The 20389-nt window shown below is 40.8% G+C and carries 41 protein-coding genes and 1 tRNA gene; 35 read left to right on the forward strand and 7 right to left on the reverse strand.

What is annotated here, in order from left to right; all coding sequences use genetic code 11:
• Nucleotides 1–128 precede the first annotated feature (128 nt).
• The 3 genes from MUB35_RS03390 to MUB35_RS03405 form a co-directional block, all read right to left on the reverse strand.
• Entirely contained in the window at nt 129–1307 is a 1179-nt protein-coding gene (locus tag MUB35_RS03390) for a tyrosine-type recombinase/integrase (protein ID WP_118593978.1), read from the reverse strand.
• A gap of 165 nt (nt 1308–1472) precedes the next feature.
• On the reverse strand, nt 1473–2507 hold the full coding sequence (locus tag MUB35_RS30635; protein ID WP_118593977.1) for a restriction endonuclease: 1035 nt from the start codon (nt 2505–2507) through the stop codon (nt 1473–1475).
• Nucleotides 2508–2546: 39 nt separating this feature from the next.
• Nucleotides 2547–3509: a hypothetical protein gene (locus MUB35_RS03405; protein ID WP_243108106.1), complete on the reverse strand. Its 963-nt coding sequence runs from the start codon at nt 3507–3509 to the stop codon at nt 2547–2549.
• Between the two features lie 96 nt (nt 3510–3605).
• Between MUB35_RS03405 and MUB35_RS30775 the strand changes: the two genes are divergently transcribed.
• Entirely contained in the window at nt 3606–3776 is a 171-nt protein-coding gene (locus MUB35_RS30775) for a helix-turn-helix domain-containing protein (protein ID WP_233457076.1), read from the forward strand.
• Nucleotides 3777–4073: 297 nt separating this feature from the next.
• Here MUB35_RS30775 and MUB35_RS03415 read toward each other — a convergent pair whose 3' ends face one another.
• A complete protein-coding gene (locus MUB35_RS03415) occupies nt 4074–4451 on the reverse strand; it encodes a helix-turn-helix domain-containing protein (RefSeq protein WP_243108104.1) in 378 nt (125 codons plus the stop codon).
• Between the two features lie 116 nt (nt 4452–4567).
• Here MUB35_RS03415 and MUB35_RS03420 point away from each other — a divergent pair, with 116 nt between their 5' ends.
• Nucleotides 4568–4741, forward strand: a complete 174-nt coding sequence (locus tag MUB35_RS03420) for a hypothetical protein (protein WP_199687283.1) — start codon at nt 4568–4570, stop codon at nt 4739–4741.
• A gap of 11 nt (nt 4742–4752) precedes the next feature.
• Nucleotides 4753–4932, forward strand: coding sequence for a hypothetical protein (locus MUB35_RS03425; protein ID WP_118593974.1), 180 nt, complete (start codon nt 4753–4755; stop codon nt 4930–4932).
• On the opposite strand, the gene MUB35_RS03430 is transcribed toward MUB35_RS03425, so the two are convergent.
• On the reverse strand, nt 4922–5236 hold the full coding sequence (locus MUB35_RS03430; RefSeq protein ID WP_118593973.1) for a hypothetical protein: 315 nt from the start codon (nt 5234–5236) through the stop codon (nt 4922–4924). The two genes, MUB35_RS03425 and MUB35_RS03430, sit on opposite strands and share 11 nt — an antisense overlap.
• 103 nt (nt 5237–5339) lie before the next feature.
• Between MUB35_RS03430 and MUB35_RS03435 the strand changes: the two genes are divergently transcribed.
• Nucleotides 5340–5564 (forward strand): hypothetical protein, encoded by a 225-nt coding sequence (locus MUB35_RS03435; RefSeq protein WP_118593972.1) that lies wholly within the window; start codon nt 5340–5342, stop codon nt 5562–5564.
• On the opposite strand, the gene MUB35_RS03440 is transcribed toward MUB35_RS03435, so the two are convergent.
• The gene (locus MUB35_RS03440; protein WP_118593971.1) at nt 5554–5970 is read right to left on the reverse strand and encodes a hypothetical protein; all 417 of its coding nucleotides are present in this window, start codon (nt 5968–5970) and stop codon (nt 5554–5556) included. The genes MUB35_RS03435 and MUB35_RS03440 overlap by 11 nt on opposite strands.
• On the reverse strand, nt 5967–6362 hold the full coding sequence (locus MUB35_RS03445) for a hypothetical protein (protein WP_033142720.1): 396 nt from the start codon (nt 6360–6362) through the stop codon (nt 5967–5969). Before MUB35_RS03445 ends, MUB35_RS03440 begins: the two co-directional genes overlap by 4 nt.
• A 111-nt stretch (nt 6363–6473) precedes the next feature.
• Between MUB35_RS03445 and MUB35_RS03450 the strand changes: the two genes are divergently transcribed.
• The 31 genes from MUB35_RS03450 (at nt 6474) to MUB35_RS03595 (ending at nt 20267) form a co-directional block, all read left to right on the forward strand.
• The gene (locus tag MUB35_RS03450; protein WP_156120880.1) at nt 6474–6635 is read left to right on the forward strand and encodes a hypothetical protein; all 162 of its coding nucleotides are present in this window, start codon (nt 6474–6476) and stop codon (nt 6633–6635) included.
• 15 nt (nt 6636–6650) lie between these two features.
• On the forward strand, nt 6651–6824 hold the full coding sequence (locus tag MUB35_RS03455; protein ID WP_156120881.1) for a hypothetical protein: 174 nt from the start codon (nt 6651–6653) through the stop codon (nt 6822–6824).
• 265 nt (nt 6825–7089) lie between these two features.
• Nucleotides 7090–7860, forward strand: a complete 771-nt coding sequence (locus MUB35_RS03460; protein WP_176834918.1) for a phage antirepressor — start codon at nt 7090–7092, stop codon at nt 7858–7860.
• Nucleotides 7861–7873: 13 nt separating this feature from the next.
• Entirely contained in the window at nt 7874–8086 is a 213-nt protein-coding gene (locus MUB35_RS03465; RefSeq protein ID WP_148391728.1) for a helix-turn-helix domain-containing protein, read from the forward strand.
• Nucleotides 8083–8268: a hypothetical protein gene (locus tag MUB35_RS03470; RefSeq protein ID WP_176834917.1), complete on the forward strand. Its 186-nt coding sequence runs from the start codon at nt 8083–8085 to the stop codon at nt 8266–8268. Before MUB35_RS03465 ends, MUB35_RS03470 begins: the two co-directional genes overlap by 4 nt.
• A 30-nt stretch (nt 8269–8298) precedes the next feature.
• Entirely contained in the window at nt 8299–8538 is a 240-nt protein-coding gene (locus MUB35_RS03475) for a hypothetical protein (RefSeq protein WP_103733081.1), read from the forward strand.
• Between the two features lie 12 nt (nt 8539–8550).
• Nucleotides 8551–9093, forward strand: coding sequence for a hypothetical protein (locus tag MUB35_RS03480; protein WP_244805781.1), 543 nt, complete (start codon nt 8551–8553; stop codon nt 9091–9093).
• A 12-nt stretch (nt 9094–9105) separates the two neighbouring features.
• Nucleotides 9106–9657 carry a hypothetical protein gene (locus tag MUB35_RS03485; protein ID WP_244805782.1) on the forward strand — a complete coding sequence of 184 codons (552 nt, stop codon included), beginning with the start codon at nt 9106–9108 and terminating at the stop codon, nt 9655–9657.
• Entirely contained in the window at nt 9641–9982 is a 342-nt protein-coding gene (locus MUB35_RS03490; protein ID WP_244805783.1) for a hypothetical protein, read from the forward strand. The genes MUB35_RS03485 and MUB35_RS03490 overlap by 17 nt, the downstream gene beginning before the upstream one ends.
• Before the next feature lie 62 nt (nt 9983–10044).
• The gene (locus MUB35_RS03495; protein WP_244805784.1) at nt 10045–10461 is read left to right on the forward strand and encodes a hypothetical protein; all 417 of its coding nucleotides are present in this window, start codon (nt 10045–10047) and stop codon (nt 10459–10461) included.
• Nucleotides 10376–10789 carry a RusA family crossover junction endodeoxyribonuclease gene (locus MUB35_RS03500; protein ID WP_118743428.1) on the forward strand — a complete coding sequence of 138 codons (414 nt, stop codon included), beginning with the start codon at nt 10376–10378 and terminating at the stop codon, nt 10787–10789. The genes MUB35_RS03495 and MUB35_RS03500 overlap by 86 nt, the downstream gene beginning before the upstream one ends.
• Nucleotides 10764–11576 (forward strand): conserved phage C-terminal domain-containing protein, encoded by an 813-nt coding sequence (locus tag MUB35_RS03505; RefSeq protein ID WP_244805785.1) that lies wholly within the window; start codon nt 10764–10766, stop codon nt 11574–11576. The genes MUB35_RS03500 and MUB35_RS03505 overlap by 26 nt, the downstream gene beginning before the upstream one ends.
• The gene (locus MUB35_RS03510) at nt 11482–12315 is read left to right on the forward strand and encodes an ATP-binding protein (RefSeq protein ID WP_244805786.1); all 834 of its coding nucleotides are present in this window, start codon (nt 11482–11484) and stop codon (nt 12313–12315) included. The genes MUB35_RS03505 and MUB35_RS03510 overlap by 95 nt, the downstream gene beginning before the upstream one ends.
• Before the next feature lie 11 nt (nt 12316–12326).
• Complete coding sequence (locus tag MUB35_RS03515; RefSeq protein ID WP_244805787.1) at nt 12327–12623, forward strand: MazG nucleotide pyrophosphohydrolase domain-containing protein; 297 nt, start codon at nt 12327–12329, stop codon at nt 12621–12623.
• A gap of 1 nt (nt 12624) precedes the next feature.
• Nucleotides 12625–12897: a hypothetical protein gene (locus MUB35_RS03520; protein WP_244805788.1), complete on the forward strand. Its 273-nt coding sequence runs from the start codon at nt 12625–12627 to the stop codon at nt 12895–12897.
• Between the two features lie 248 nt (nt 12898–13145).
• Nucleotides 13146–13637 (forward strand): hypothetical protein, encoded by a 492-nt coding sequence (locus MUB35_RS03525; protein WP_244805789.1) that lies wholly within the window; start codon nt 13146–13148, stop codon nt 13635–13637.
• The gene (locus tag MUB35_RS03530; protein ID WP_244805790.1) at nt 13630–14118 is read left to right on the forward strand and encodes a hypothetical protein; all 489 of its coding nucleotides are present in this window, start codon (nt 13630–13632) and stop codon (nt 14116–14118) included. Before MUB35_RS03525 ends, MUB35_RS03530 begins: the two co-directional genes overlap by 8 nt.
• Nucleotides 14111–14380 (forward strand): hypothetical protein, encoded by a 270-nt coding sequence (locus MUB35_RS03535; RefSeq protein WP_244805791.1) that lies wholly within the window; start codon nt 14111–14113, stop codon nt 14378–14380. Before MUB35_RS03530 ends, MUB35_RS03535 begins: the two co-directional genes overlap by 8 nt.
• Nucleotides 14377–14499: a hypothetical protein gene (locus MUB35_RS30445; protein WP_255785549.1), complete on the forward strand. Its 123-nt coding sequence runs from the start codon at nt 14377–14379 to the stop codon at nt 14497–14499. The genes MUB35_RS03535 and MUB35_RS30445 overlap by 4 nt, the downstream gene beginning before the upstream one ends.
• 56 nt (nt 14500–14555) lie before the next feature.
• Nucleotides 14556–15767 carry a hypothetical protein gene (locus MUB35_RS03540; RefSeq protein ID WP_130179859.1) on the forward strand — a complete coding sequence of 404 codons (1212 nt, stop codon included), beginning with the start codon at nt 14556–14558 and terminating at the stop codon, nt 15765–15767.
• Entirely contained in the window at nt 15764–16192 is a 429-nt protein-coding gene (locus tag MUB35_RS03545; protein ID WP_244805792.1) for a hypothetical protein, read from the forward strand. The genes MUB35_RS03540 and MUB35_RS03545 overlap by 4 nt, the downstream gene beginning before the upstream one ends.
• Nucleotides 16193–16195: 3 nt before the next feature.
• Complete coding sequence (locus tag MUB35_RS03550; RefSeq protein ID WP_244805793.1) at nt 16196–16336, forward strand: hypothetical protein; 141 nt, start codon at nt 16196–16198, stop codon at nt 16334–16336.
• On the forward strand, nt 16326–16529 hold the full coding sequence (locus MUB35_RS03555) for a hypothetical protein (RefSeq protein ID WP_244805794.1): 204 nt from the start codon (nt 16326–16328) through the stop codon (nt 16527–16529). Before MUB35_RS03550 ends, MUB35_RS03555 begins: the two co-directional genes overlap by 11 nt.
• Nucleotides 16530–16704: 175 nt before the next feature.
• Complete coding sequence (locus MUB35_RS03560) at nt 16705–17370, forward strand: hypothetical protein (protein WP_244805795.1); 666 nt, start codon at nt 16705–16707, stop codon at nt 17368–17370.
• Entirely contained in the window at nt 17370–17609 is a 240-nt protein-coding gene (locus MUB35_RS03565; RefSeq protein WP_244805796.1) for a zinc ribbon domain-containing protein, read from the forward strand. The genes MUB35_RS03560 and MUB35_RS03565 overlap by 1 nt, the downstream gene beginning before the upstream one ends.
• 134 nt (nt 17610–17743) lie before the next feature.
• Nucleotides 17744–17902 (forward strand): NrdR family transcriptional regulator, encoded by a 159-nt coding sequence (locus tag MUB35_RS03570; RefSeq protein WP_244805797.1) that lies wholly within the window; start codon nt 17744–17746, stop codon nt 17900–17902.
• Nucleotides 17903–17935: 33 nt separating this feature from the next.
• Nucleotides 17936–18223 (forward strand): hypothetical protein, encoded by a 288-nt coding sequence (locus tag MUB35_RS03575; RefSeq protein WP_244783673.1) that lies wholly within the window; start codon nt 17936–17938, stop codon nt 18221–18223.
• 9 nt (nt 18224–18232) lie between these two features.
• Complete coding sequence (locus MUB35_RS03580) at nt 18233–18625, forward strand: hypothetical protein (RefSeq protein ID WP_244805798.1); 393 nt, start codon at nt 18233–18235, stop codon at nt 18623–18625.
• Nucleotides 18626–19066: 441 nt separating this feature from the next.
• Nucleotides 19067–19139: transfer RNA gene (locus MUB35_RS03585), tRNA-Asn, on the forward strand.
• 360 nt (nt 19140–19499) lie between these two features.
• Nucleotides 19500–19667, forward strand: coding sequence for a hypothetical protein (locus MUB35_RS03590; protein ID WP_244805799.1), 168 nt, complete (start codon nt 19500–19502; stop codon nt 19665–19667).
• Between the two features lie 3 nt (nt 19668–19670).
• Nucleotides 19671–20267: a hypothetical protein gene (locus tag MUB35_RS03595; RefSeq protein WP_244805800.1), complete on the forward strand. Its 597-nt coding sequence runs from the start codon at nt 19671–19673 to the stop codon at nt 20265–20267.
• The last annotated feature ends 122 nt before the right edge of the window (nt 20268–20389 follow it).

Genomic DNA, 20389 nt, shown 5'->3' on the forward strand with positions numbered 1-20389 from the left:
ATATTTGCAAAAGCAGTAAATATAAAGAAAAACGGGTGTATACCTTGTAAAATAAGGGTTTGTATGACATTTGAAAGTCTATGTTAGATAGTATGAAATACTAATAATCAGGGGCGGTTAGTCACAAGTTAGTCACATTCTTTATATTTGGGTATTTCTATCTTCTCTATCTCTTTTCGTAATTCATTTACACTCCTATGGCCATAAATAGAATTTGTTATATCGCTCCCAAAAGAGTGACCGAGCATACGCTTTCTATCATTTTCGTTGACACGGTATCTTTCGCACAATGCTGAAAATGTGTGCCTACAGTCATGCGCTGTATGCGTGGGATCGATATCTAATGCCTTTAAAGTTTTTGCCATGTGGCGCCTAAAGTTATGGTAAGGAGTTGTGGTGAGCTTTCCATATCTCTTTAAACGTGCTTGCACCAACGGGAATATGGCGGGATGTATAGGGACGATTCTATCTTTTCCCGCAGCCGTTTTGATTCCACCTCTAAAATATCCTTCTTCTAAATTTACATGCATTGATTCATATGCTCTGACCCTATATCCCGAATAGCACATAATGAGAATAAATTCAACAACTGAGTCGTGTTTATTCTCCCACATTTTTTTTAGGTCTGCATCGGAAAAAGGGATACCACTTTCGTCATCATCAGGTATATTTATCTTAATGTGGGCAGAGTAATCTTTGTCTACAATCTCATATATATCAGCATAGGAATACATTTGATGCAGAAGTGATACTATAAGCTCAAGGCTTGCATGTTTTAACTTACAGTTATCAATTACTTCCTGCAAATCCGAATGTCGTAAATCTGCAAATATTTTATCATGTATTATCTTGCAATTGTTAAAGGCGGCTCGCGTGGAATTCATAGTTGCTTTGGAATAGGACTTTGAGTGGTTAGTCTCAAATTTCCAGGCATAAAATTCCTTATACACTTCTGCAAATGTTTTGCCTGTTTCTTCCGGAGTGATTCCTTTAAACTGATTGTAGTCTGATAATATTTTATTTGCCAATTCTTCAAAGCAAGAGGTGTCTTCTGCGTCCGTATTTAGGTCTATAAGCGTGTTTTCGTATCCTGGGTAATAATTCCCTGCTTTGTATGCCGTAAGCACTGTAAAACCCTTAATCCAGGTATCCACATAGCATATGGCTGCTGGTCGGATAGGTACGCCGTTTTCTGTAAACTCTTCCGTTGGTGGATGCACTGCATACGGATTGCGCCGGCCTTTTCCAAGGTAGCGAATGGATCCATAACCATTAGGTAACTTTGGCATTCTTTTTCTTTTTGGCATATTATCATCCTCCTTAAAATTGAGTATAAAAAAGACAGATGGTCTCTTGCCACCTGTCACCGAAGATGATACAATATAGTTGCCAGATTTTGTATCGTCTCTTCGGAGATGTGTGCTGTCCTAGTGCTGACTACACCGGGACAGCATTTGTTTTTTATAATTGATTTAAGCATACTTTGTATTATAGATTAAGGCGTTGAGTTTATCTCTGTCCCATAAAAGCACATTAAGTTTAGATGCTAATTCGGTTGCTGATTTGGTAAAATACCTATTTGTTAATACTATAGGAATATGGCAGTCATAGTACAATGAACCAGCAAATGCCTCTTGGACCGCCTTATTACTAACATTTGATGAGTAACATTTACACTGTACGCCATATCGCATATTTGCATCTGCTGCTATAATATCAATTCCCTGGTCGCCACTGGCTTTGGTCATTTTAATAATTTCAAATCCATTTTTTGAAAGTAAATGCGCACAAAAATTTTCAAACTCAATACCGTTCATAATATCAAATGGAGCCGAATCTACGATATGGCGCCCTTTAAATTTGTAGATAAACTCGTCAGTAGTTTTTAAGATAATGTATTGTGTATCATCAAAGTGTATGATATCAGCATGCTCTAAGTCCAAGAAACATTTGTGGACAATTTCTATAGGGATTTGTAGTTTGTTGGCTATATCTGTTTCATCCAATATTTTATATTTTGTTACAAATACTCCTATATTTAGAAATATTTTATGATATTCACTGTCTGTTAAGGACGGATTAACTGATATGTCTGCACTTGATAAATTCTTTATATTTAGTTTTCCAGAATTTTCGAGATCTTTAAATTCGTTTTTAGACATACAGACAGCACGAGATGCTGTTCCAGTTTCCGGCCCCACGACTCCAGCTTCGTATAATTGATCAATTATATTGGCGGCTCTGCGGTAACCAATATGAAATGCACATTGCAGCATTGTAATAGAAGCCCTGTTTCTTTCTATGATTAAATATCCTGCAGAAACAAAATAAGGATCCACTTCAGTTTGAAATTGTGTTTTACCGTTATTATTATTTGAAACAGGAGTAGTAGGATGATTATGCGATTCTACTAGCACTGACGATTGTTTGCAACCATTTTCAACATTAGTCTGAGAATCATCTTCTTCGTTTATATGTAATGCTGCTAATAATTTGTCAAATATCAATATATCACTGCCTTTCTACGATATGATACATAAGTTTATTTATTTCACATCTTCCAGGTTTGCCGAGAAGTGATATTCAAATAGTGATGCATCGTATTCAACGCCGATTAAACCGTTTACAAAATCAGCAGCGGCCTGCCCAACAGCTTCCGCACCACTATCTTGCTCTTCCATATGCGTATACTCAGTGAAAATGCTATTCCATTCCTCTTCTGTACCTGCGTAGTAAACTTGTATTTTTCTGCCTTCATCCGGGTGTAAATATGCGAGCGTGTAGTCGTATATTTGAGAAAGCGATTTGGGAAAAAATAGCGTCTCTACATCACTACCATTAAAAATAGACGTGTGTATTTGAGTAATACCTTCATCAATAATTAAAGTCTTTACAGATGAGCTATAAACCTGAAAATCTGAAAGATCTGTATTGTATGTCTTTCCTCCTACTTCCATCGTTGGAGAAATTTCTAATATCTCAGAGTCGCCATTGTAGCGCTCCAATGATATTGTGTCACCATCTATTGAATATTCAAAATCATCCATTTTTACTTTTTCTGAAGCGGGTTCCTCTGTGCTTGCTACAACGGCATCACTTTTGCTGTCAGAAGAACTGCTACTACCTAATAAACGAAAAGTAAAAGTGAGTCCTACGGCTAAAATTATAGCAAATATAGCAATAAGGCCAATTGATTTGTTTTTACTCTGTGTTATATCATCTGGCGTTATGTAATCGTACTCAAACCCGCAACTTTGGCAGTTAGCAATTCTTTTTCGTTGACCTCCAGTCTGTATAGTGGACAACTTGACATTAGGATTACTACAGTTTGGGCATTGCATTGTAGACGGCTTCATTTTTTTTGCATTCATGTAAGAGCCTACACTTGCGAGCAATGCTATCCCCGATATGACGTCAACAGCTATAATGATTCCCACAGCATACATATATGCAATCATCATGAGAGCAAAAATTACGATACAAAATAAAATAAAAACTAAACATCCCATTATCGTTCCCCCTTTTAATTGTATTAAAATTTGAAATTTACACATATTAACACAAAAAGGATTGGTGTTAATATGAAAATATTATTGAATGAAATTATGTACTCTAAAAATCTTACAGTCAGACAGGTTTCTATCTTGACAGGCGTTTCGCATTCCACGGTTTCAGATATTTGCAATGGAGCTATGCCTCATATGGATACCCTGGAGAAGTTGGCAAAGGGGTTAAATGTCCGCATTACAGACCTTTTTGAGTCTCCTTACAAATAAGTGTCCGGTTAACCGGACAAATGTCGAAAAAGCGAAATTTTTGTAGCCTCCATTTCGGATATTTGTTATAATAACAGCAGAAGCAAACATATGTTCTTGAAATCCTGCTATCGTTGTTGTATACTCTAATCAGAATATATGTTCCCACTGCATACCTAGGGAGGCGATACATATGAGTAATGAAGAATTAAGAAAAGAACTTATCAACTTAATTAACAAAATATCAGATAACAGGGCTCTGGTATTGATACTTAGATTTGTTAAGGGACAGCTTTGAAGATTTGACTAGGCGCAGGCCTAGTCTTTCTTTTTCGCTAACATTTTCGCTATCTTCTCAAGTGTCTCCCAGTCCTTTTCATCTAATTTACTCAGCATATGTACGAACTCTGGAATGAACTGTTTATCATAATCAGAGCGAGTGATTTTTGATGACCAAGCAACTATTTCCTCATCTCGATCAAGTTCTTCAAACATTTCGCCTGTACCATTTCTAAGCCATTCCTCGTTTACACCAAATTCGTAGCTTATCAGTTTGATTGTTCTATCAGATAAACCCTTTCTTCCGTTTTCTATATCGGATATATGACCTTGGGTAGTCGAAATCCTTTTGGCAAAATCACCTTGCTTTATATGTAATTCTTTTCTTAATAATTTGAGACGTTCACATTCATTCACAACTTTCACCTCCATACAAGTATGATATCACATAAAATATCACTTTGCAACAAAAATATAATAAAAATACATTGACAAATTAATCTTAGCGATATACAATAATCACAGAGCAACAAATGAAGCGAGGTGAAAAAATGGCTCTTACTGAAAAAGAAAAGAGAATACTGGAAACATTCGAGAGGGTACTTCCAGAACTGACTGACAGGGAAAAAGACAGGATCCTTTACATAGGCGAAGGAATGTCACTGAAAACAGAATTGCTGAAAGAGGAAGAAAAGAAAGTAGGATAAGGAGGTGCGAAATGGAGAACTTATTTAACTCTATTAATATTGATTTATCAAAAAATATCTTCGAGTTAAACGGAAAACGCATAGAGCACGTAAGTGAATTGGAACTATCGTGCGAAGGAGATAACTGGTTCCTGCGCATTACAAAAGATGAGTTCTACACAGGAACCAGAGGGCAAAAAATCATGGAATGAATTTTGAAATAAAATCACTTATCTCGGTAACACCATTTTTAAAACGATTTTCCATATAAATGATGAAATTATCCTGAATCTGGAAACTGCCGTCGATATATTTTTTTATAAAATTGGCGCGTTTGAGCTCATTCAGTGTTTCAGTAATATCTTCAGTAGTCCATGAGGATAAAGATTTGATTTCTTTATAAAAACCGCATGAAAAATGTTTTGCGCTTGCCTTGGATTGACCGTTTTTACGTTTTTCAAGATAAGTCTTATAAAGGCTACAAGCGAGCTTAGCTGAATCTTTCGATAATTTCATTTCTGTTCTCCCTTCTGTATACTCAACCTGGCGGGGTCTGTAAGTACAGTATAGAACGGATTATTTAGGAAATCAACATAAGAAAGCAGGATAAGGAGGTGATGTGAAGGTGTGGATATCAAAGAAAAGGTATAAAGCCTTAATTTGTGAAATGGAAATGACTAGGCAGGGATACCGTGAATGGAGTAAAGAAGTCGATAACAAGATTTACGAAATGGCTAAAAAAATCCTCAGACAGCCAGATAAGCTATCTAAGGAAATTCAAGAGCGTGAGGAATTAGACAAAATAATTGATGAATTTATACAAAGTGAAGATATCAATCACTAAACAAGTCTTCAAGAATATCATCGCATGAAGCGACAATGGTTTCAACCAGTCTATACAGACGCTTTAATTCTATAATTTCTTCTTCAGTAGAAGAATCTGGAAGCGTACTTGCATATTCTGATGCAGAATCAGCCCCGTTCTTTTGGGCGTAAAGCTTTACGAATGTATTGTTTTGCGATGTGGAGTATCCAATTAAAAAAATATACCCATTTTTAATTTCGGTATAATAACTACTTCCGGTTACAGGCATGCTTACGTCTTCTAAGAATGGAGTAGATTCCAAAAATGAAGTTTGAGGAGCTTTAAATAAATTGTACGAGTTTATAAGAGAAGACCATTCAAGCTCCCTACATTTTGTTTTAGAAATCAGTGTATCTATAAGTTTAAGAATTTGTTTATAGTTCATTTTTTATGAACCTCCTTTTTATCAAGATATGCAATCAAGTAGTCAAGACTTATACATAATTTTTCTTTTTTTCTTTCTGGTATCTGGCTTTTTATCATATTCAGGCTTGCTCTAATATGATAAATGCATATTGGAGATAAAATATTCCAATATTTATGCTGATATGAATAGAGCGATTGCCGTAATTCGCTCCTTAGGCTAAGGGTATCAAGGTTGTCATGAAGTATGTTTTTGCGAATAGAAGCGATATCTGTCTGTAGACTAATACGCTCATTATTATACTCATGCTTTTGCTGCTGTATGTTTTTAAAGAGGCTCCTTGACATGATAAATATAAAAAACGAGAAAATGCAGCTTAATATTCCAAGAATATCAGCGATTGTACCTAACAAAAGCTCACATCCTTTCAACTAGATTTTACCACCGGCATATCCGGTTTACAACAAAATTTTACTGCGAATCACATCAAAAATAAACTATTAAGAATAAGGAGGAATTACCTAATGGCAAGAAAGCAGAGAGAAATTGAATGTGTTGTTACATTCACAGAAGGATGTGAACAACGTTTTACAAAAGCGATGTTGGATATTTATGAGCAAAGACAAGAAAAAGCAAAATTGGCTGGTGCTAAACCAAATAATTTATCTAAAGAAAAAACTGCGTGATGTAAAGGAGGATACATGGACGAATCAAGGGAAACAGTAAAAAGGACCATAGAGGCAACGGTAGAAGTTAATACTGATGAAGCAATGGAACAAACGGAAAAATTGATTGCGCTGTTGGTGACAGCCAATTCATTGGCGGATGAACTGGCTGTCACGCTAAGTGATTTAAAGCTTGATGTTAAGATTTAGATCAACAGTCTTACGGCAATGGGGACAGACATTTGGCCCCGGATGAGCACTAAAAGTTGTATGACAAAATGGACATTTTGCATCATATGAACGATTGCGGAGAGATTCTCTTGCCTGGTCCTTGATGGCAGACTCTAATTTCCGTTTGTCAAAATTTACTTTTACTTTAATACCCATAGCTAATCTCCTTTCCATTTATTCCGGCAGCAACCGGTAATTATAGTATAGGAGATTTGAAGGAGGAAGACAATAAAAAGGAGGACACATGAACGAATTAAAAATCTTTGAAAACGCCGAGTTCGGACAAGTAAGAACGGTAACTATTGATAACGAACCGTGGTTTGTTGGCAAGGATGTAGCCGAAGCACTTGGCTATGCTAAAGCAAGAAATGCCATTGCATCCCATGTTTCAGATGAAGATAAAAAGGACGCCCCAATTCAGGGCACCCCTGGCGGAATGCAAACAATGACAATGATTAATGAATCCGGCCTCTATGCCCTTATCTTCGGAAGCAAGCTTGAAGCAGCGAAGCGGTTTAAGCACTGGGTAACGTCAGAAGTTCTTCCGGCGATTAGAAAACATGGGGCTTACGCCGTAGACGAACTACTTAATAATCCTGATATGGCAATAAAGGCATTTACAGCATTGAAGGAAGAACGGGAGAGGAACGAACTGCTACAGGCCGATAACGCCCGTATGAAGCCTAAGGAGATATTCGCTGATGCAGTATCCGCATCTAAGCAATCAATCCTGATCGGGGAATTAGCGAAGCTCTTAAAGCAAAACGGCTATGATACCGGAGAGAAAAGATTATTTACGTATCTCAGAGATAATGGTTATCTTATTCGCAGAAAAGGGACGGACTATAACGCTCCTACTCAAAGGAGCATGGAAATGGGATTATTCGAGGTGAAAGAAACGGCGGTTACCCATTCAGACGGACATACCACAATCAATAAGACTACTAAAATAACCGGAAAAGGCCAGCAGTATTTTATCAATAAGTTTCTTGATAACAGCAAGAGGGCGGTGTAAGGAGGTGATAAATATGCCAAAAGAAATACTAAAGCCCCCAGAGGTAGCCCGTATCCTTGGCGTTTCCCCTCAATACGTTAGAGAACATATTCGTCGAGGAATATGGAAATTCGGAGAATGTGTGCCGAAGAAAGTCAGGGGCAAAACAACAGACGAGTTTAATATCTACCGTGCAAAATTTGAAAATCACATCGGTAGAAAGCTTAATGAGGAGGAGATAATTTGAAGAATGCAACCATAGCCGCCCTAACCGTATTAGTGATATACGGAGTAGACCCATACGCAGTGCTGCTGTATGCTGTAACGGTCCTTTGCTTGTATGTTGTGGAGGACTGGATAAAAGAACATAAAAAAGCCCCTGGAGCCGGCAAGCAATCAGGGACTAAAGAAAATATTACTAAAGTTTAGTATAGAGCAGATTGAGAGGGATTGTCAAGTATGCAGAACGTAAATTACGGAATAGAAGCTGATTGTGATACCAGCGTTGATATCATCGCTTTACTCACAGCGGACAAGAACCCTGTGGAGATATGCGGAATCATTAATAAGCTTATCACAATGCTTTACAGCGGTGGGGCAAAGATAATTGACGGGGATAATCCGGAAGATGATTTTCTGGACCGGATATCTTACGACCAGGAATCAGACAACCTTTACTTTTGGACAGAGAATTTATAGGAGGATTAAAAAATGAAATTTAGAGATTTGAGAGCGGATGAAATTGAGTGTCGCGTTTCTACTTGTAGTAAGAGCGGAGTGTCATTGCTTTTGTATAAAGATGCCAGGTGCGATATGAATATTCTGGATGAAACTGTGGGTCCTCTTGACTGGACACGGAGCCATACAAGAGATAATGCAAACTGCATTGTGTCTATATGGGACGGAATCAAAAATTCTTGGGTGTCAAAGGAAGATACTGGAACGGAATCTTACACTGAAAAAGAGAAAGGACTTGCGTCTGATTCTTTCAAGCGTGCTTGTTTCAATTGGGGAATCGGCCGGGAACTTTATACAGCTCCATTTATCTGGATCAGTGCCAAAGACGGAAATGTGACATTGGAAGAAAACAGTAAGCGCCCAGGGACGTACACGACAAGAGATCGCTTTATTGTAGAGCAGATAATCATAAAAGATAAAAAGATAGTTGCTCTTTCTATAAGAAACAAACCACTTGGAAAAAGAGTGTTTCTTTATGATATACGTCCGAAGGATGAAAAAAGCGAAATAGTGTAAGGATGGATATGGATGGAATGTACTGGACGGATCACAGGTATTGCAAAGGATTATATATCAGGTAAATGGACGCTTACCCTGCAGATTGACGAGGATATACGGGGTGAATATGAGGAATTAAGAAGCGTAAACCTGCTGAATGTCATTATAAAGAAATTTAGGAAAAAGCGGTCTTTAGATGCAAATGCTTATTACTGGGTGCTGGTATCAAAACTGTCAGAGAAACTGAGGACAAGCAAAGAGGAGATGCATAACATGCTCCTCTCCCAGTATGGGCAGATAGACCGGGATGAAGACGGAAATGCCATTATCTTTTCCCTGCGGTCTGATATAGATATCAGCAAACGCTATGATCTGCATGCAAAGCCTATAGGCAAGGGATATGTGGGCGAAAAGGAATTTATCCACTATGCCCTCCTGAAAGGCTCCCATCTCTACGATACAAAGGAAATGTCAGTATTGATTGATGGAGTTGTTGGAGAGGCAAAGGAGCAGGGGATTGAGACCATGACACCGGATGACCTCAAAAGGATGAAGGAGGCGTGGAATGCAAAGAAGGACTAAGGCGTTGCAATTTGATGGTAAAACCAAACGCAGGATGTTGGAGCGTGATAATGGCTGCATATTCTGCCAGATGGGTTACCATATGCCACAAGATAAAGAATTTGGGTTGCATATCCTGGACCCCATGCACATTGTCAATAAATCACAAGGAGGGCTTGGTATAGAGCAGAACGGTGTGACTGGATGCAGATACCACCACAGCTTACTTGACAATGGTAATAAGGGGTTGAGATGTGAAATGCAGGATATCATCGAAGACTACATGAAACAACACTATGAAGGATGGACCCGCGAAGTGCTGAAATACCACAAAGCGGATACATAATATATCACACACTATTGCAAGCCATGATTTCCCCGGTTACGGCCGGGGAGAAGGGAGGGCAAATGACGAGAGAGGAAATACAGAAAACGGCTGAATCCTATTTTGTAAGGATAGGAGACGGTCATAAAAACGGAATACATAGACCTGATATCAAACAGCCTGAAATGGACCGAGTAGACAGAGCGCTGCGCAGGATGATAAACCATGAGAACAAAAACGGAGATTGCATCATCTGCGGTGATACAGGTTATTATCGGCCAATACCATCAGATCCGGTGGATGCGCTGGAATATAAGGCATACCGGAAAATGGATGATTCCAGAGCACATGACTTGATTGTAAAAGGCCACCTTATGGATATGGCCTTTGAGAACAGGAGGAAGGAGGGCGAATATGCAGTACAGATTCGTGATCAAAGGGAAGCTGCCGGGACTGAACGAATACCTGAAAGCAGAGCGGAGCTTTTGCCGGGGGCATAGCTGTGGCAACGATATGAAACAGGGATACCAAATGGTCATCTCAAACGCTATCAGAGCGAGTCTAAAGCGCCAGGCAATAAAACCGCCAGTCATGATACATTATTCCTTCTACGAGCCAGATAGACGGCGAGATCTGGATAATATCGCTGCTGTTGCTCACAAGTTCATTCAGGATGCACTTGTAAAATGCCGGGTGATAGAAAATGACGGGTGGCAGCACATAGTTGGGTTTTCGGATGAGTTCCACGTGGACAAACATAACCCTAGAATCGAAGTGACATTGATTGAGGCAGGTGATAAGGATGGAAGGATGGATAAAGCTACATAGGAAAATGCTTGAGAATCCTATTGTCTGCAAAGATGCTGATTATCTGGCGGTATGGGTGTATCTCCTCCTTAAAGCTTCACACGGGATCTGTCCGGTGATGTTTAAGGGAGAGAAAATAATGCTTCAGCCTGGGCAGTTGATAACCGGAAGACTTAAAATTGCCACTGATTTATCCGTGAACGAAAGTAAGGTAAAAAGAATCTTAAATGCGTTCAAAACTGACCAGCAGATTGACCAGCAAGCAAGTAACAAAAACAGCCTGATTACAATACTTAACTGGGAATCTTATCAGAAGATTGACCAGCACACTGACCAACAGATGACCAGCGAACGACCAACAACTGACCAGCAAGTGACCACAAACAAGAATGAAAAGAATATAGAGAATGAAAAGAAGGTAAAGAATAAAACATCTAATGCGCCTGTGGCAGACGATTCTAAGTACCAGTACAAGGAAATCGTTGAGTATTTGAATATGCGTACCGGGAAATCGTTCCAGGTGGGGTCCAAGGACACGCGGAGACTGATACGAGCCAGGATTAATGATGGATTTACTTTTGATGATTTTCGTAGGGTTATTGACATCAAGTCTGCCGAATGGAAAGGGGCGGATATGGATAAGTATCTTAGGCCGGCTACGTTGTTTGGTACAAAATTTGAAGGGTATCTAAACCAGAAAGGGGGAAAGAAGATTGAGGAACCTGGAAGAAACACTGAACCGGATGAAACAGACATTGTGCGACGGGCAATTGAGCAGGGCGCCGGAGCAGAAGGATTTGAATGGTGATATCTGCCCGATCTGCCACGGAGAAGAATGGGTGTATGAGCGTGATGAAAATGGAGTTGAATACGCTGCGCCTTGTAAGTGCCGGGAGCAGAAGGTGATGGACAGACGGCTGCGATTTGCTGAACTGCCTGACAGTCTTAAAGCAATACGGCTCAACACATTTAACCTGCGGAGATACACAAGGGATGAATCCAGGGAAATAGCTGCCGTGGCTTGCAGGGGGGTTAAATTCTATTTGGAAAACCTAGACGCTATGCTGGAGAAGGGAATGGGTCTGTATCTATGGAGCGAGGAAAAGGGGTCAGGTAAAACCCGTATGGCTGCCAGTATTGCAAATGCACTTATGCTTGAGCATGGCATACAGGTCAAGTTTGCTACATCCCTGAATATCCTTCAGGAGATTAAGAGTACCTGGGGACAGAACGGAAATAAGCAACAGGAAGGCTATCTACTGGATGCACTGCAGACAGTTAAGGTTCTTGTGATTGATGATTTCGGGACAGAGGAGGCAAAGGACTGGATCAGGGAGAAATTCTACCAGATCCTGAATGAACGATATCTGAACAAGCTCCCTACCATCCTGACGAGTAACTTTCCGCTCGACGGTCTCAACTATGACCGTAGGATAACAAATAGACTGCAGGAAAACACATTTCAGATTCATTTCCCGGAGGAGAGCGTCAGGGAGACAATAGCCAAAGAAAATGCAGATTACATGCTCAGCAATGTAGTTGGATAGGGGAGAAATGTATGATTAATAAGAATACTGAGCAAATAAAGCTTATTGCAGAAAAATATGGGATAAACAATCAGATAATAAAGCTGATGGAAGAATGCGGTGAACTGATAACTGCAGCGGCAAAATATGATCCACAGCACCGTCAAACAATAGAACATATAGCGGAAGAGGCAGGAGATGTCCGCATCATGTTAATGCAGATAGAGTACCTTCTGGGAATACAGACCACTGTGCAGGAGAATATGAATAAAAAAATTAACAGGCAGATAAACAGAATGAAAGAAAAAGGATTATTGAAGGAGGTATAACATGGTACACCTGATTGAAAATTATTATGCACTTACAAACAATATGGGATTCACTCTTGCTGTAGATAAAGGTAAGACGGACAAGGACGGGAATAAAATTTACGATACAGTAGGATACTGCGGGAGCTTCGAGGAGACAATTTCTCTTCTCAGGCGTAAAGTTGTAGACCAACGTCTACAAAATGGATTATATGAGCTGCCAGAGGCTCTGACAGTAATAGAAAATGTGAAAGAGGAGATAAAGGCGGCGATCACAAATGAGAGCAATCAGTGAGATGTACATGAGATCCGGCGGCACCGCAAGCCCGAGATACTGTGATGAGTGCCCGAACCTAACAAGCGTTGGTAAACATTACGACTGCAAGCTATACCAGGAGGCCGGTGGTACTAAGCACTGGCAGCCGAGTTGGGTAGCATGTAAGTTCTTCGGGATGGGGCACTTGCCGGGGATGGTGGCGCCGGAAGAACCAGAACATGAGATTGACGGGCAGTTAAGCCTGTTTGATTAAGCGGAGGAATAGAATGGATAAATACTTTGAGATTGAAAAAGGATGTAAATTATATGATGACTATTTTAAGTGGAATGAGGATACTAAAAAAATACGCAAGGTTTACAATAAGTTTTCCAGTACATACAAAATAGAGGCTGAATTATTTCTACCAACAAAAAACATGTTATTTATAATCCCGACTGAAAGAGATAAGGATAGTTTTAAGACGGAGTTTACCAAAAATTATGGAGAGAATGGACTAAGACAGTTTAAATGTAACTCTGAAATAGGAAAAGCTTGGAAACGTATGGTTGCTGATATTCCAATACCGCGTAAGCCGCATTACTTACAATATGGGTTTACTCTGTATGACCAGTATACCGAAAGACTATTTAATGTAAAAGAAAAATTGTACGGATCTATTTGTACACAATCTAATGCATTTAAGCTGGAAGATTGGATGAAAGAAATGAAGGCAAGTGATTTTTTTAAAATTATCGAGTCGGAGGAGTGGAATGAATAGAATAACAGAACGTACGGACCACGGAATAGCTGTAAGGGCAGAACTGGATATATGCGTAGAGACACCGCAAGACTATGATAACTTACAGCATATATTGAGCGTTTTGGCCGCATATGAGGACGCAGAACAGCAAGGATTGCTTATTACTTTACCATGTATGATAGGAGATACAGTTTATGTGATTGCAGAGTGCGAAATGGTTGTTTCTGTATTAGATGGAACATACGAAACGGCTACAGGATATTATTGCCCATACGAATTAGATAATAAATGTCCACATGACACGGATAATTGCGAAGAATGTCACGAAAAAACAGCAGTATTTGAGGATACAGTCCTAACGTTTTCATACGATGGCGATGAACTTATGATTATGACAGAGAGGGTTAATGCTTTTGGACCGATTGGAAGATATATTTTCCTGACACGTGAAGAAGCAGAAGCAAAGTTAAAAGAAATTGAGGAACCCCAAAATGGATAAATGCTGGATACAGAAAGGTGATATACATATCCTGCTGTACACCCCATATTACAATGAGGAAGAATTCGCAAGGATAATGTGGGATTCAGATCGAGACTGGATTTGCTATTCTGAGCCGTTGCAGATGGAACAAACGATGCTGGATGCAGATACACTCGATGAGGCGAAAGAGGAAATAGAGCAGATGGCAAGGGATTTATATGTGGACGAAATCGCTTACTATGAAAGGTTGTTACATATTTTTGAGGAGGGTAGGCCATGAAATATACATACAGCGCTGGGCGTGTGCAGATGAACACCAACGGTAAGGCCGGAAACATGAATAAGTTCATCTTCTCCGGCAGCAAGAAAAAGAAAAGAAGAATTAAACACGGAAAATAAATCTGAGAAAGGGGCCGGCCTCGCGCGAAAAGGTATACCGGGCTTCATAAAGAAAAATGAATGATAAAGAGATGTCCACAGAGGAGTGGAAGCAAAAAAAGAAAGAGCAGAAAGCGAGATTCACAGCACTTCAGAATCTGCCATACGAAGCAAAGGTAAATCGGCAGGCGCATAAAGCCTGGGAGTTCTACGAAGAGATGCAGGCCAGGGACTGTAACTGTCATGTGAGTGTTGGTGGGCTGGATAGTATCACACTCTGTATTTGGCTACACAGCATAGGTATTCATGTGCCTGCCATATCAGTATCAAATGTAGAAGATAAGAGCATACAGAGGGTTCACAAGGCACTGGGTGTTGAACTGGTAATGTCCTATAAGTCCAAAGCGGAAGTTATCAATGAAGTAGGATTTCCGGTGATTAGCAAGAAAATAGCTGGACGAATCGAGCTGCTCCAGAATCCCACAAAAGATAATAAGACAGTCAGGCACGCTATTATCACAGGAGAATGCGGTGCACAAGGCCATTTTGCTAAAAACAGCCGTATGAAGCTACCACAGAAATGGCTGGAGCTGTTCGGAGGCCCGGAAAATGAGAATGAAGGTGTGAATTACAAGACAGCCCCATTTAAGGTATCAAACCGGTGCTGTTATTACATAAAAGAGAAACCGTGTGATGATTGGGCGAAAGAACATAATAGCAAGCCTTATCTGGGGATGATGGCTTCAGAGGGCGGGCAGAGAGAGGAATCACTTATCGAACATGGTTGTAACTATTATGGGAAAACAGTCACCAGATCGGCGCCCTTCGCACCGTTCATGAGAAACGATATCCTAAGGTTGGCTATTGAGATGGATAAGTGGTATCACGAACACCTGATGCTCTTCGAGGAACTGTATTACAGGCAGCCATATAGCCGGGATAAGGACGGGAACTCTATCCCATACGTTCCAGTGGAGAGTATCGTGCCCCTCATTTATGGGGACATACAAAAAGATTACAACGGAGATCTGCGTACCACAAAGGCACAGAGGACTGGGTGTAGCATGTGCGGTTTTGGTGTTCACATGGAGAAACGTCCACACCGGTTCGATCAAAAGCGCCAAGAGAACCCAAAAGAATGGGAATATCTCATGTACAGAATGGTAAAAGATACAAAAACCGGTGAAGTGTATGGGTGGGGGAAAGTCTTAGATTATATAGGGGTTGGTTGGGAGGACATTCCGCCAGTGCAAATGTCATTATTGGACTTCCCGGAGGTGATGCCATGATGAATTATCAAATGAGCATATCAGAGTACCTGCAGGCCAGGGACAATGTACGTTTCAAGCATTGCGGTCAGCGCGTCTGTCGGAACTGCCTGTACTGGTGGTCTGGACGATGTCCTTACGGAGCATGCTTTGATGACCACCGGGCGGAGACTGACCCGTATGACAAGGCACACCCGGATGAGCCGCCACGGATGTGGTGGAGTCACTGGAACAAGCCGGGAGAGCAGGCGCACTGGTGTAGAGGCGGTACATTTTATCCGGTCCATTACTGCCCAGGGTTTACAAAATATAAAGGCTGCCAGGTAAAGGAGTGCCTAAAGTGCAATGTGGCAGTGTATCAGGACGGGTACATAGCATGTAGTCTGGTGGATACTCTGGGGTGTACGGCGTGTTACCAGGAGTTTGAGGAGCATATGGAGGATTAGCCTATGTGTAATGATTTTGAGTGTGTGCATGATCAGTGCGGCATTTGTAGCTACACGGATGCGGATTGCGAATATGAGGACTGCGAGATGTGGGAAGATTGTATGGAGTGTATAGAGTGTGGAGGATGCTGCCATGATGAGTGAGTGGGTAAGTGTATCATATGACATGCCGCAGAAAGACTTAAATTATGGAAGTTTGTCTGTAGAGGTCGAGGTTATGTTAAAAAATGGAATAGTCACGAAGGCATTTTACGCAGATAACTATGCCAGATGGTTTGAAGCCGGGAGTTTTCGGATAATCCCAGAAGGACAGGTTGTTACCTGGAGGAGCCTATAAAGAAGGAGGATGCTGCCATGATGAGGATGTGTAGCATATGCCGAACCCCAAAAGAGGAAGCAGAGTTCCGGTTCATGCGCAGGAAAAACCGCCGGAACAGCTATTGTAAAGATTGCGAATGGTGGTACATGAGAAACTATATGAGAGCATACCGGGAAAGGATTGGAGGATAGCTATGAGTAGAGTGTTACCGATATTATTTAACACTGATATGGTACAGGCGATATTAGACGGCAGGAAGACGGTTACAAGGCGGATAATCAAGCCGCAACCTGCACCAGATTTGAAATACAAGCTCGGGATTTGCTTTGATGGAGACAGAAAAGATATTGGGAAATTTGCTTTCGGTTTAAGTTCATGTGGAGAAATCATGCATTTTGTTAGCCTACCTTGCCTTGCCGGAGATATCCTGTATGTGCGGGAAACATATGCGAAACATCCGAAGATGGAAGAGCATTATTACCGGGCAGACGGCGAATGTAATGGCCACTCGACTGAATGGGGTTGCCCTCCAGGGATGAAAGTAACAGATAATTGCGAATTGTGCGCATGGCTTGACGGATATATAAAATGGTCTCCATCCATCCACATGCCAAAATCTGCCGCCCGTATCTGGTTAAAGGTTACGGATGTCCGGGTAGAGCGATTGCGAGACATTACGCCGGACGGGGCGATAAAAGAGGGCACAAAGGAGCAGTTCCCGCCGTTGGCAGTAGATGAGTTTCGCGAGCTCTGGAACGCAACCATAAAGAAACCTGATCTTGATCGCTACGGGTGGGATGCAAACCCGTGGGTATGGGTGATAGAGTTTGAACGCTGTGAGAAGCCGGAGGAGAGATAATGTATCGAGAAGACGAATGGACGGAAGGATTTTACATTGACAACCATGAAAAATACGAATGCGTAGATTGTGGGAGACAGTTTATTGTCGGAGAAAAGCTGCGTGAAAATTGTCCGCCTGGATTCCCAGTTTGCCCGTATTGTGGTCAGAGCAATGTGGAACGCATGGTGTGGACAGAAGACAATGAATTACAGGAATTAGATTCTTGTATGGGATGTTTGGCAATTTATGTAGAATAGGAGGTGCAACATGAAAAAAATAATTAAAGAATATATAAAGGAATCAGTGGCATATTTAAATGTCGGTATATGGATAGGAGTTGGCGTAGCGCTTGGGATGTTGGCAGCGCTTACGATTTTATGAAAGGCGAATTATGAAGTGCAAAAAATGCGGCGGCAAAACGCAGGTAACGGACAGTGAGGAAACCCCAGGTGGGCATATGGTCATGCGAAGGAGGCAGTGTACAGCCTGCGGATATCGGTTTAAGACCACGGAAACATTTTGGGAGGATGTAAAAGCAAAAAATAAATGACGGTATTAGAATATCTGGAAAGGAGAAAGATAGATGGTAAGAAACGGATCAGGCTGCCCGGACCCTACATACGAGCAAGCATTACCCGCGATCAGGCGGGAGGAAAACATAAGGGCGCGGGAAAAGCGGTACGGCGTAAAACGCGGAGAGACCGTACATATAATCATAGACATTAAGGACGAGGGACGGAGGACCGTAAAGGTAAGCCGCCGGATGCAGGTTGTTAACCTGTATGAGCATCACATTCTACTAAAACATGCGACAGGGGTGCAGGAGAGCTATCAGTACAATGATTTTCTTCAAAGATTGGACAGGAGGTGAATCATATTTATGACCGAGAAAGAGCTGAAACAGATAGGTGTGAATAAACGTAGGCTTGTACAGTTAAAGGCAAAATATGAGGACTTATGCGGCTCCTATGGTATCTCTGCTGTGCAATCCGATGGAATGCCTCATGGGATGGGTGGAACTCAATCCGGTATGGCTATTGTGGAAGAAAAAGTGGATTTAGAACGTATGATATCAGCGTTACGGAAGGAAAACCGGGAACTGATTGAGAAAGCCTGCGATTATATCAAGTCTATACCTGATGGATACATAAAAGCCGTACTGTCTTACAGGTATATACACTGCTTTGATATCGTGGAGGTAGCGGCAGCGGTAAGGCTTTCCATGTGGGAATGCGAACAGATTTGCAAGGTGCATTTTAATAATGTGTTCTAACTGATATATTTGTTATAAAACGCTTGACATACTGTGGGGATTGACTTATAATATGAATCATAGAAGTATATAAAAAAATATCCTCCGTTTGAAAGTGCGGCTGCGGGGTGTCACAGCTCCGCGGCTGATTTGCCGGTTCCAGGTAATCCAGCAGGTTTGCCCCATTAGTGGGAAACATAGCATGGATGCCGGGACGTCCGGTATGCGCATTAAGGCGTATAGGCAGTGCGGTTCCGTAATGGAGTAGATTGACGTCAAGCATTCCGAGGCTGCCGAGAGAAGACATAGCCTAAAGGGCATTTGGGTAGGGGCAATGAAAGGAACTTATGGTTGCCAGAGCAGTACGGGGCGGGTTGCGTGACTACTATAACGTTTGCGGTAAAATCGTTAAACCGTATGTCCCAGGTCTGGGATAACAGCACCGTTTCGGCGGTGCAATGTTGGGGATTAGCTCAGTCGGTAGAGCATGCGGCTGTTAACCGCAGTGTCGTTGGTTCAAATCCAACATTCCCAGTAAGCTTATCTGCCGCCGGATCACCGGAGAGGCAGGGAGTACGACAGCATAATGTGCACTGAGTGCTGTGTAACCTCCGGGATTATCCCCCGGGGTAAGCAATCGCATATTAGAGATTATAATATGCTAAAAATGGAAAAATCACTGAAAAACAAAACATATGTACTGAAATGTTGACAAATTACACAAAAAATTAATAAAAAGATTTTGAAACCCCCTTGAAATACTTAGAGAATCCGTTATAATAAAGATACACAGAGGAAATATGTCTTGTATTTAATGTGAGATAGAAATATGAATTTCCCGATGTTGTATACAAAAACGAGTTTGCTCATAGAATAATAGAGAGGGTGAATGATTATGGCAACTTCGACATTTGGAAAACAGTTTACAGTTAATCCTAAGAAAGCAAATGATTTTGTAAAAGAAATGACCAAAAAAGTGACTCCCACACTAAAAAGTGATTTTCGTTCTAATCTGATGCACGAAAAAGATTTGAGAAGTAATCTTCAAAAAGCCTTAAGATAGCGAATGATAAATTACAGCGTTATACCAATGGGAGAAATACTCAATAATGATTATAGTCAGAAAAAAATTGAAGAATCATTCAAAAAGTTCTCTTGTCAGCGTGAAACCGACTTAGAGGACTTTTTAATGCGTAAAGCAATAGAATATGAAAAAACAAATTTTGGTAAAACATATTTATGTATTGATGAGAATGCGCTTAGCGATGGAGAGTTCAAGATAATTGCATACTTTACAATAGCTCAAAGAGCAGTTGATATATCGGGATTATCAAATAAGAGAAAACGAAAAGTTCTTGGTAATTATCCGGGGCGTGATGTGCTTAGTTCTGTGCCAGCATATTTAATAGGACAATTAGGACGATGTGACGAGTATTCGAACGAGGAATTAAGCGGACAACAATTGCTATATGAGTGCTATCACGCCATAAGCATGGCAGCTAAAGTAATTGGAGGAAATTTACTGGTTTTAGAGTGCCGTGAGCATATGTTTGAAAAATTTTATAAAGACCAAGGTTTTCATAAACTGCAAGATGAATTAAACGACGAGGGTTTATATACCCTCTATAAAAAGATAGATTTCAAAGAATATTGGAATACATAATCGCAACTCATAGCGTCTGGTCAGATTACTGGCTGGGCGCTTTTATCATAGGCATATTATTTGCAAATTAGTAAAATACTGGTAATTATCTGTTATATATTGCAAGGCCTTCCAATCAGCGG

The sequence above is a fragment of the Blautia sp. NSJ-175 genome, from assembly GCF_022867815.1.
Classification (GTDB): domain Bacteria; phylum Bacillota; class Clostridia; order Lachnospirales; family Lachnospiraceae; genus Blautia; species Blautia celeris.

What these genes read in the sequence shown, in the direction of transcription:
- MUB35_RS03390 (WP_118593978.1), bottom strand. Translation starts at nt 1,307, where the DNA reads ATGCCAAAAAGAAAAAGAATGCCAAAGTTACCTAATGGTTATGGATCC.
- MUB35_RS03405 (WP_243108106.1), bottom strand. Translation starts at nt 3,509, where the DNA reads ATGGGATGTTTAGTTTTTATTTTATTTTGTATCGTAATTTTTGCTCTC.
- MUB35_RS30775 (WP_233457076.1), top strand. Translation starts at nt 3,606, where the DNA reads ATGTACTCTAAAAATCTTACAGTCAGACAGGTTTCTATCTTGACAGGC.
- MUB35_RS03420 (WP_199687283.1), top strand. Translation starts at nt 4,568, where the DNA reads ATGAAGCGAGGTGAAAAAATGGCTCTTACTGAAAAAGAAAAGAGAATA.
- MUB35_RS03425 (WP_118593974.1), top strand. Translation starts at nt 4,753, where the DNA reads ATGGAGAACTTATTTAACTCTATTAATATTGATTTATCAAAAAATATC.
- MUB35_RS03430 (WP_118593973.1), bottom strand. Translation starts at nt 5,236, where the DNA reads ATGAAATTATCGAAAGATTCAGCTAAGCTCGCTTGTAGCCTTTATAAG.
- MUB35_RS03440 (WP_118593971.1), bottom strand. Translation starts at nt 5,970, where the DNA reads ATGAACTATAAACAAATTCTTAAACTTATAGATACACTGATTTCTAAA.
- MUB35_RS03450 (WP_156120880.1), top strand. Translation starts at nt 6,474, where the DNA reads ATGGCAAGAAAGCAGAGAGAAATTGAATGTGTTGTTACATTCACAGAA.
- MUB35_RS03455 (WP_156120881.1), top strand. Translation starts at nt 6,651, where the DNA reads ATGGACGAATCAAGGGAAACAGTAAAAAGGACCATAGAGGCAACGGTA.
- MUB35_RS03460 (WP_176834918.1), top strand. Translation starts at nt 7,090, where the DNA reads ATGAACGAATTAAAAATCTTTGAAAACGCCGAGTTCGGACAAGTAAGA.
- MUB35_RS03465 (WP_148391728.1), top strand. Translation starts at nt 7,874, where the DNA reads ATGCCAAAAGAAATACTAAAGCCCCCAGAGGTAGCCCGTATCCTTGGC.
- MUB35_RS03475 (WP_103733081.1), top strand. Translation starts at nt 8,299, where the DNA reads ATGCAGAACGTAAATTACGGAATAGAAGCTGATTGTGATACCAGCGTT.
- MUB35_RS03480 (WP_244805781.1), top strand. Translation starts at nt 8,551, where the DNA reads ATGAAATTTAGAGATTTGAGAGCGGATGAAATTGAGTGTCGCGTTTCT.
- MUB35_RS03485 (WP_244805782.1), top strand. Translation starts at nt 9,106, where the DNA reads ATGGAATGTACTGGACGGATCACAGGTATTGCAAAGGATTATATATCA.
- MUB35_RS03490 (WP_244805783.1), top strand. Translation starts at nt 9,641, where the DNA reads ATGCAAAGAAGGACTAAGGCGTTGCAATTTGATGGTAAAACCAAACGC.
- MUB35_RS03495 (WP_244805784.1), top strand. Translation starts at nt 10,045, where the DNA reads ATGACGAGAGAGGAAATACAGAAAACGGCTGAATCCTATTTTGTAAGG.
- MUB35_RS03500 (WP_118743428.1), top strand. Translation starts at nt 10,376, where the DNA reads ATGCAGTACAGATTCGTGATCAAAGGGAAGCTGCCGGGACTGAACGAA.
- MUB35_RS03505 (WP_244805785.1), top strand. Translation starts at nt 10,764, where the DNA reads ATGGAAGGATGGATAAAGCTACATAGGAAAATGCTTGAGAATCCTATT.
- MUB35_RS03515 (WP_244805787.1), top strand. Translation starts at nt 12,327, where the DNA reads ATGATTAATAAGAATACTGAGCAAATAAAGCTTATTGCAGAAAAATAT.
- MUB35_RS03520 (WP_244805788.1), top strand. Translation starts at nt 12,625, where the DNA reads ATGGTACACCTGATTGAAAATTATTATGCACTTACAAACAATATGGGA.
- MUB35_RS03525 (WP_244805789.1), top strand. Translation starts at nt 13,146, where the DNA reads ATGGATAAATACTTTGAGATTGAAAAAGGATGTAAATTATATGATGAC.
- MUB35_RS03530 (WP_244805790.1), top strand. Translation starts at nt 13,630, where the DNA reads ATGAATAGAATAACAGAACGTACGGACCACGGAATAGCTGTAAGGGCA.
- MUB35_RS03535 (WP_244805791.1), top strand. Translation starts at nt 14,111, where the DNA reads ATGGATAAATGCTGGATACAGAAAGGTGATATACATATCCTGCTGTAC.
- MUB35_RS30445 (WP_255785549.1), top strand. Translation starts at nt 14,377, where the DNA reads ATGAAATATACATACAGCGCTGGGCGTGTGCAGATGAACACCAACGGT.
- MUB35_RS03540 (WP_130179859.1), top strand. Translation starts at nt 14,556, where the DNA reads ATGAATGATAAAGAGATGTCCACAGAGGAGTGGAAGCAAAAAAAGAAA.
- MUB35_RS03545 (WP_244805792.1), top strand. Translation starts at nt 15,764, where the DNA reads ATGATGAATTATCAAATGAGCATATCAGAGTACCTGCAGGCCAGGGAC.
- MUB35_RS03550 (WP_244805793.1), top strand. Translation starts at nt 16,196, where the DNA reads ATGTGTAATGATTTTGAGTGTGTGCATGATCAGTGCGGCATTTGTAGC.
- MUB35_RS03555 (WP_244805794.1), top strand. Translation starts at nt 16,326, where the DNA reads ATGATGAGTGAGTGGGTAAGTGTATCATATGACATGCCGCAGAAAGAC.
- MUB35_RS03560 (WP_244805795.1), top strand. Translation starts at nt 16,705, where the DNA reads ATGAGTAGAGTGTTACCGATATTATTTAACACTGATATGGTACAGGCG.
- MUB35_RS03565 (WP_244805796.1), top strand. Translation starts at nt 17,370, where the DNA reads ATGTATCGAGAAGACGAATGGACGGAAGGATTTTACATTGACAACCAT.
- MUB35_RS03570 (WP_244805797.1), top strand. Translation starts at nt 17,744, where the DNA reads ATGAAGTGCAAAAAATGCGGCGGCAAAACGCAGGTAACGGACAGTGAG.
- MUB35_RS03575 (WP_244783673.1), top strand. Translation starts at nt 17,936, where the DNA reads ATGGTAAGAAACGGATCAGGCTGCCCGGACCCTACATACGAGCAAGCA.
- MUB35_RS03580 (WP_244805798.1), top strand. Translation starts at nt 18,233, where the DNA reads ATGACCGAGAAAGAGCTGAAACAGATAGGTGTGAATAAACGTAGGCTT.
- MUB35_RS03590 (WP_244805799.1), top strand. Translation starts at nt 19,500, where the DNA reads ATGGCAACTTCGACATTTGGAAAACAGTTTACAGTTAATCCTAAGAAA.
- MUB35_RS03595 (WP_244805800.1), top strand. Translation starts at nt 19,671, where the DNA reads ATGATAAATTACAGCGTTATACCAATGGGAGAAATACTCAATAATGAT.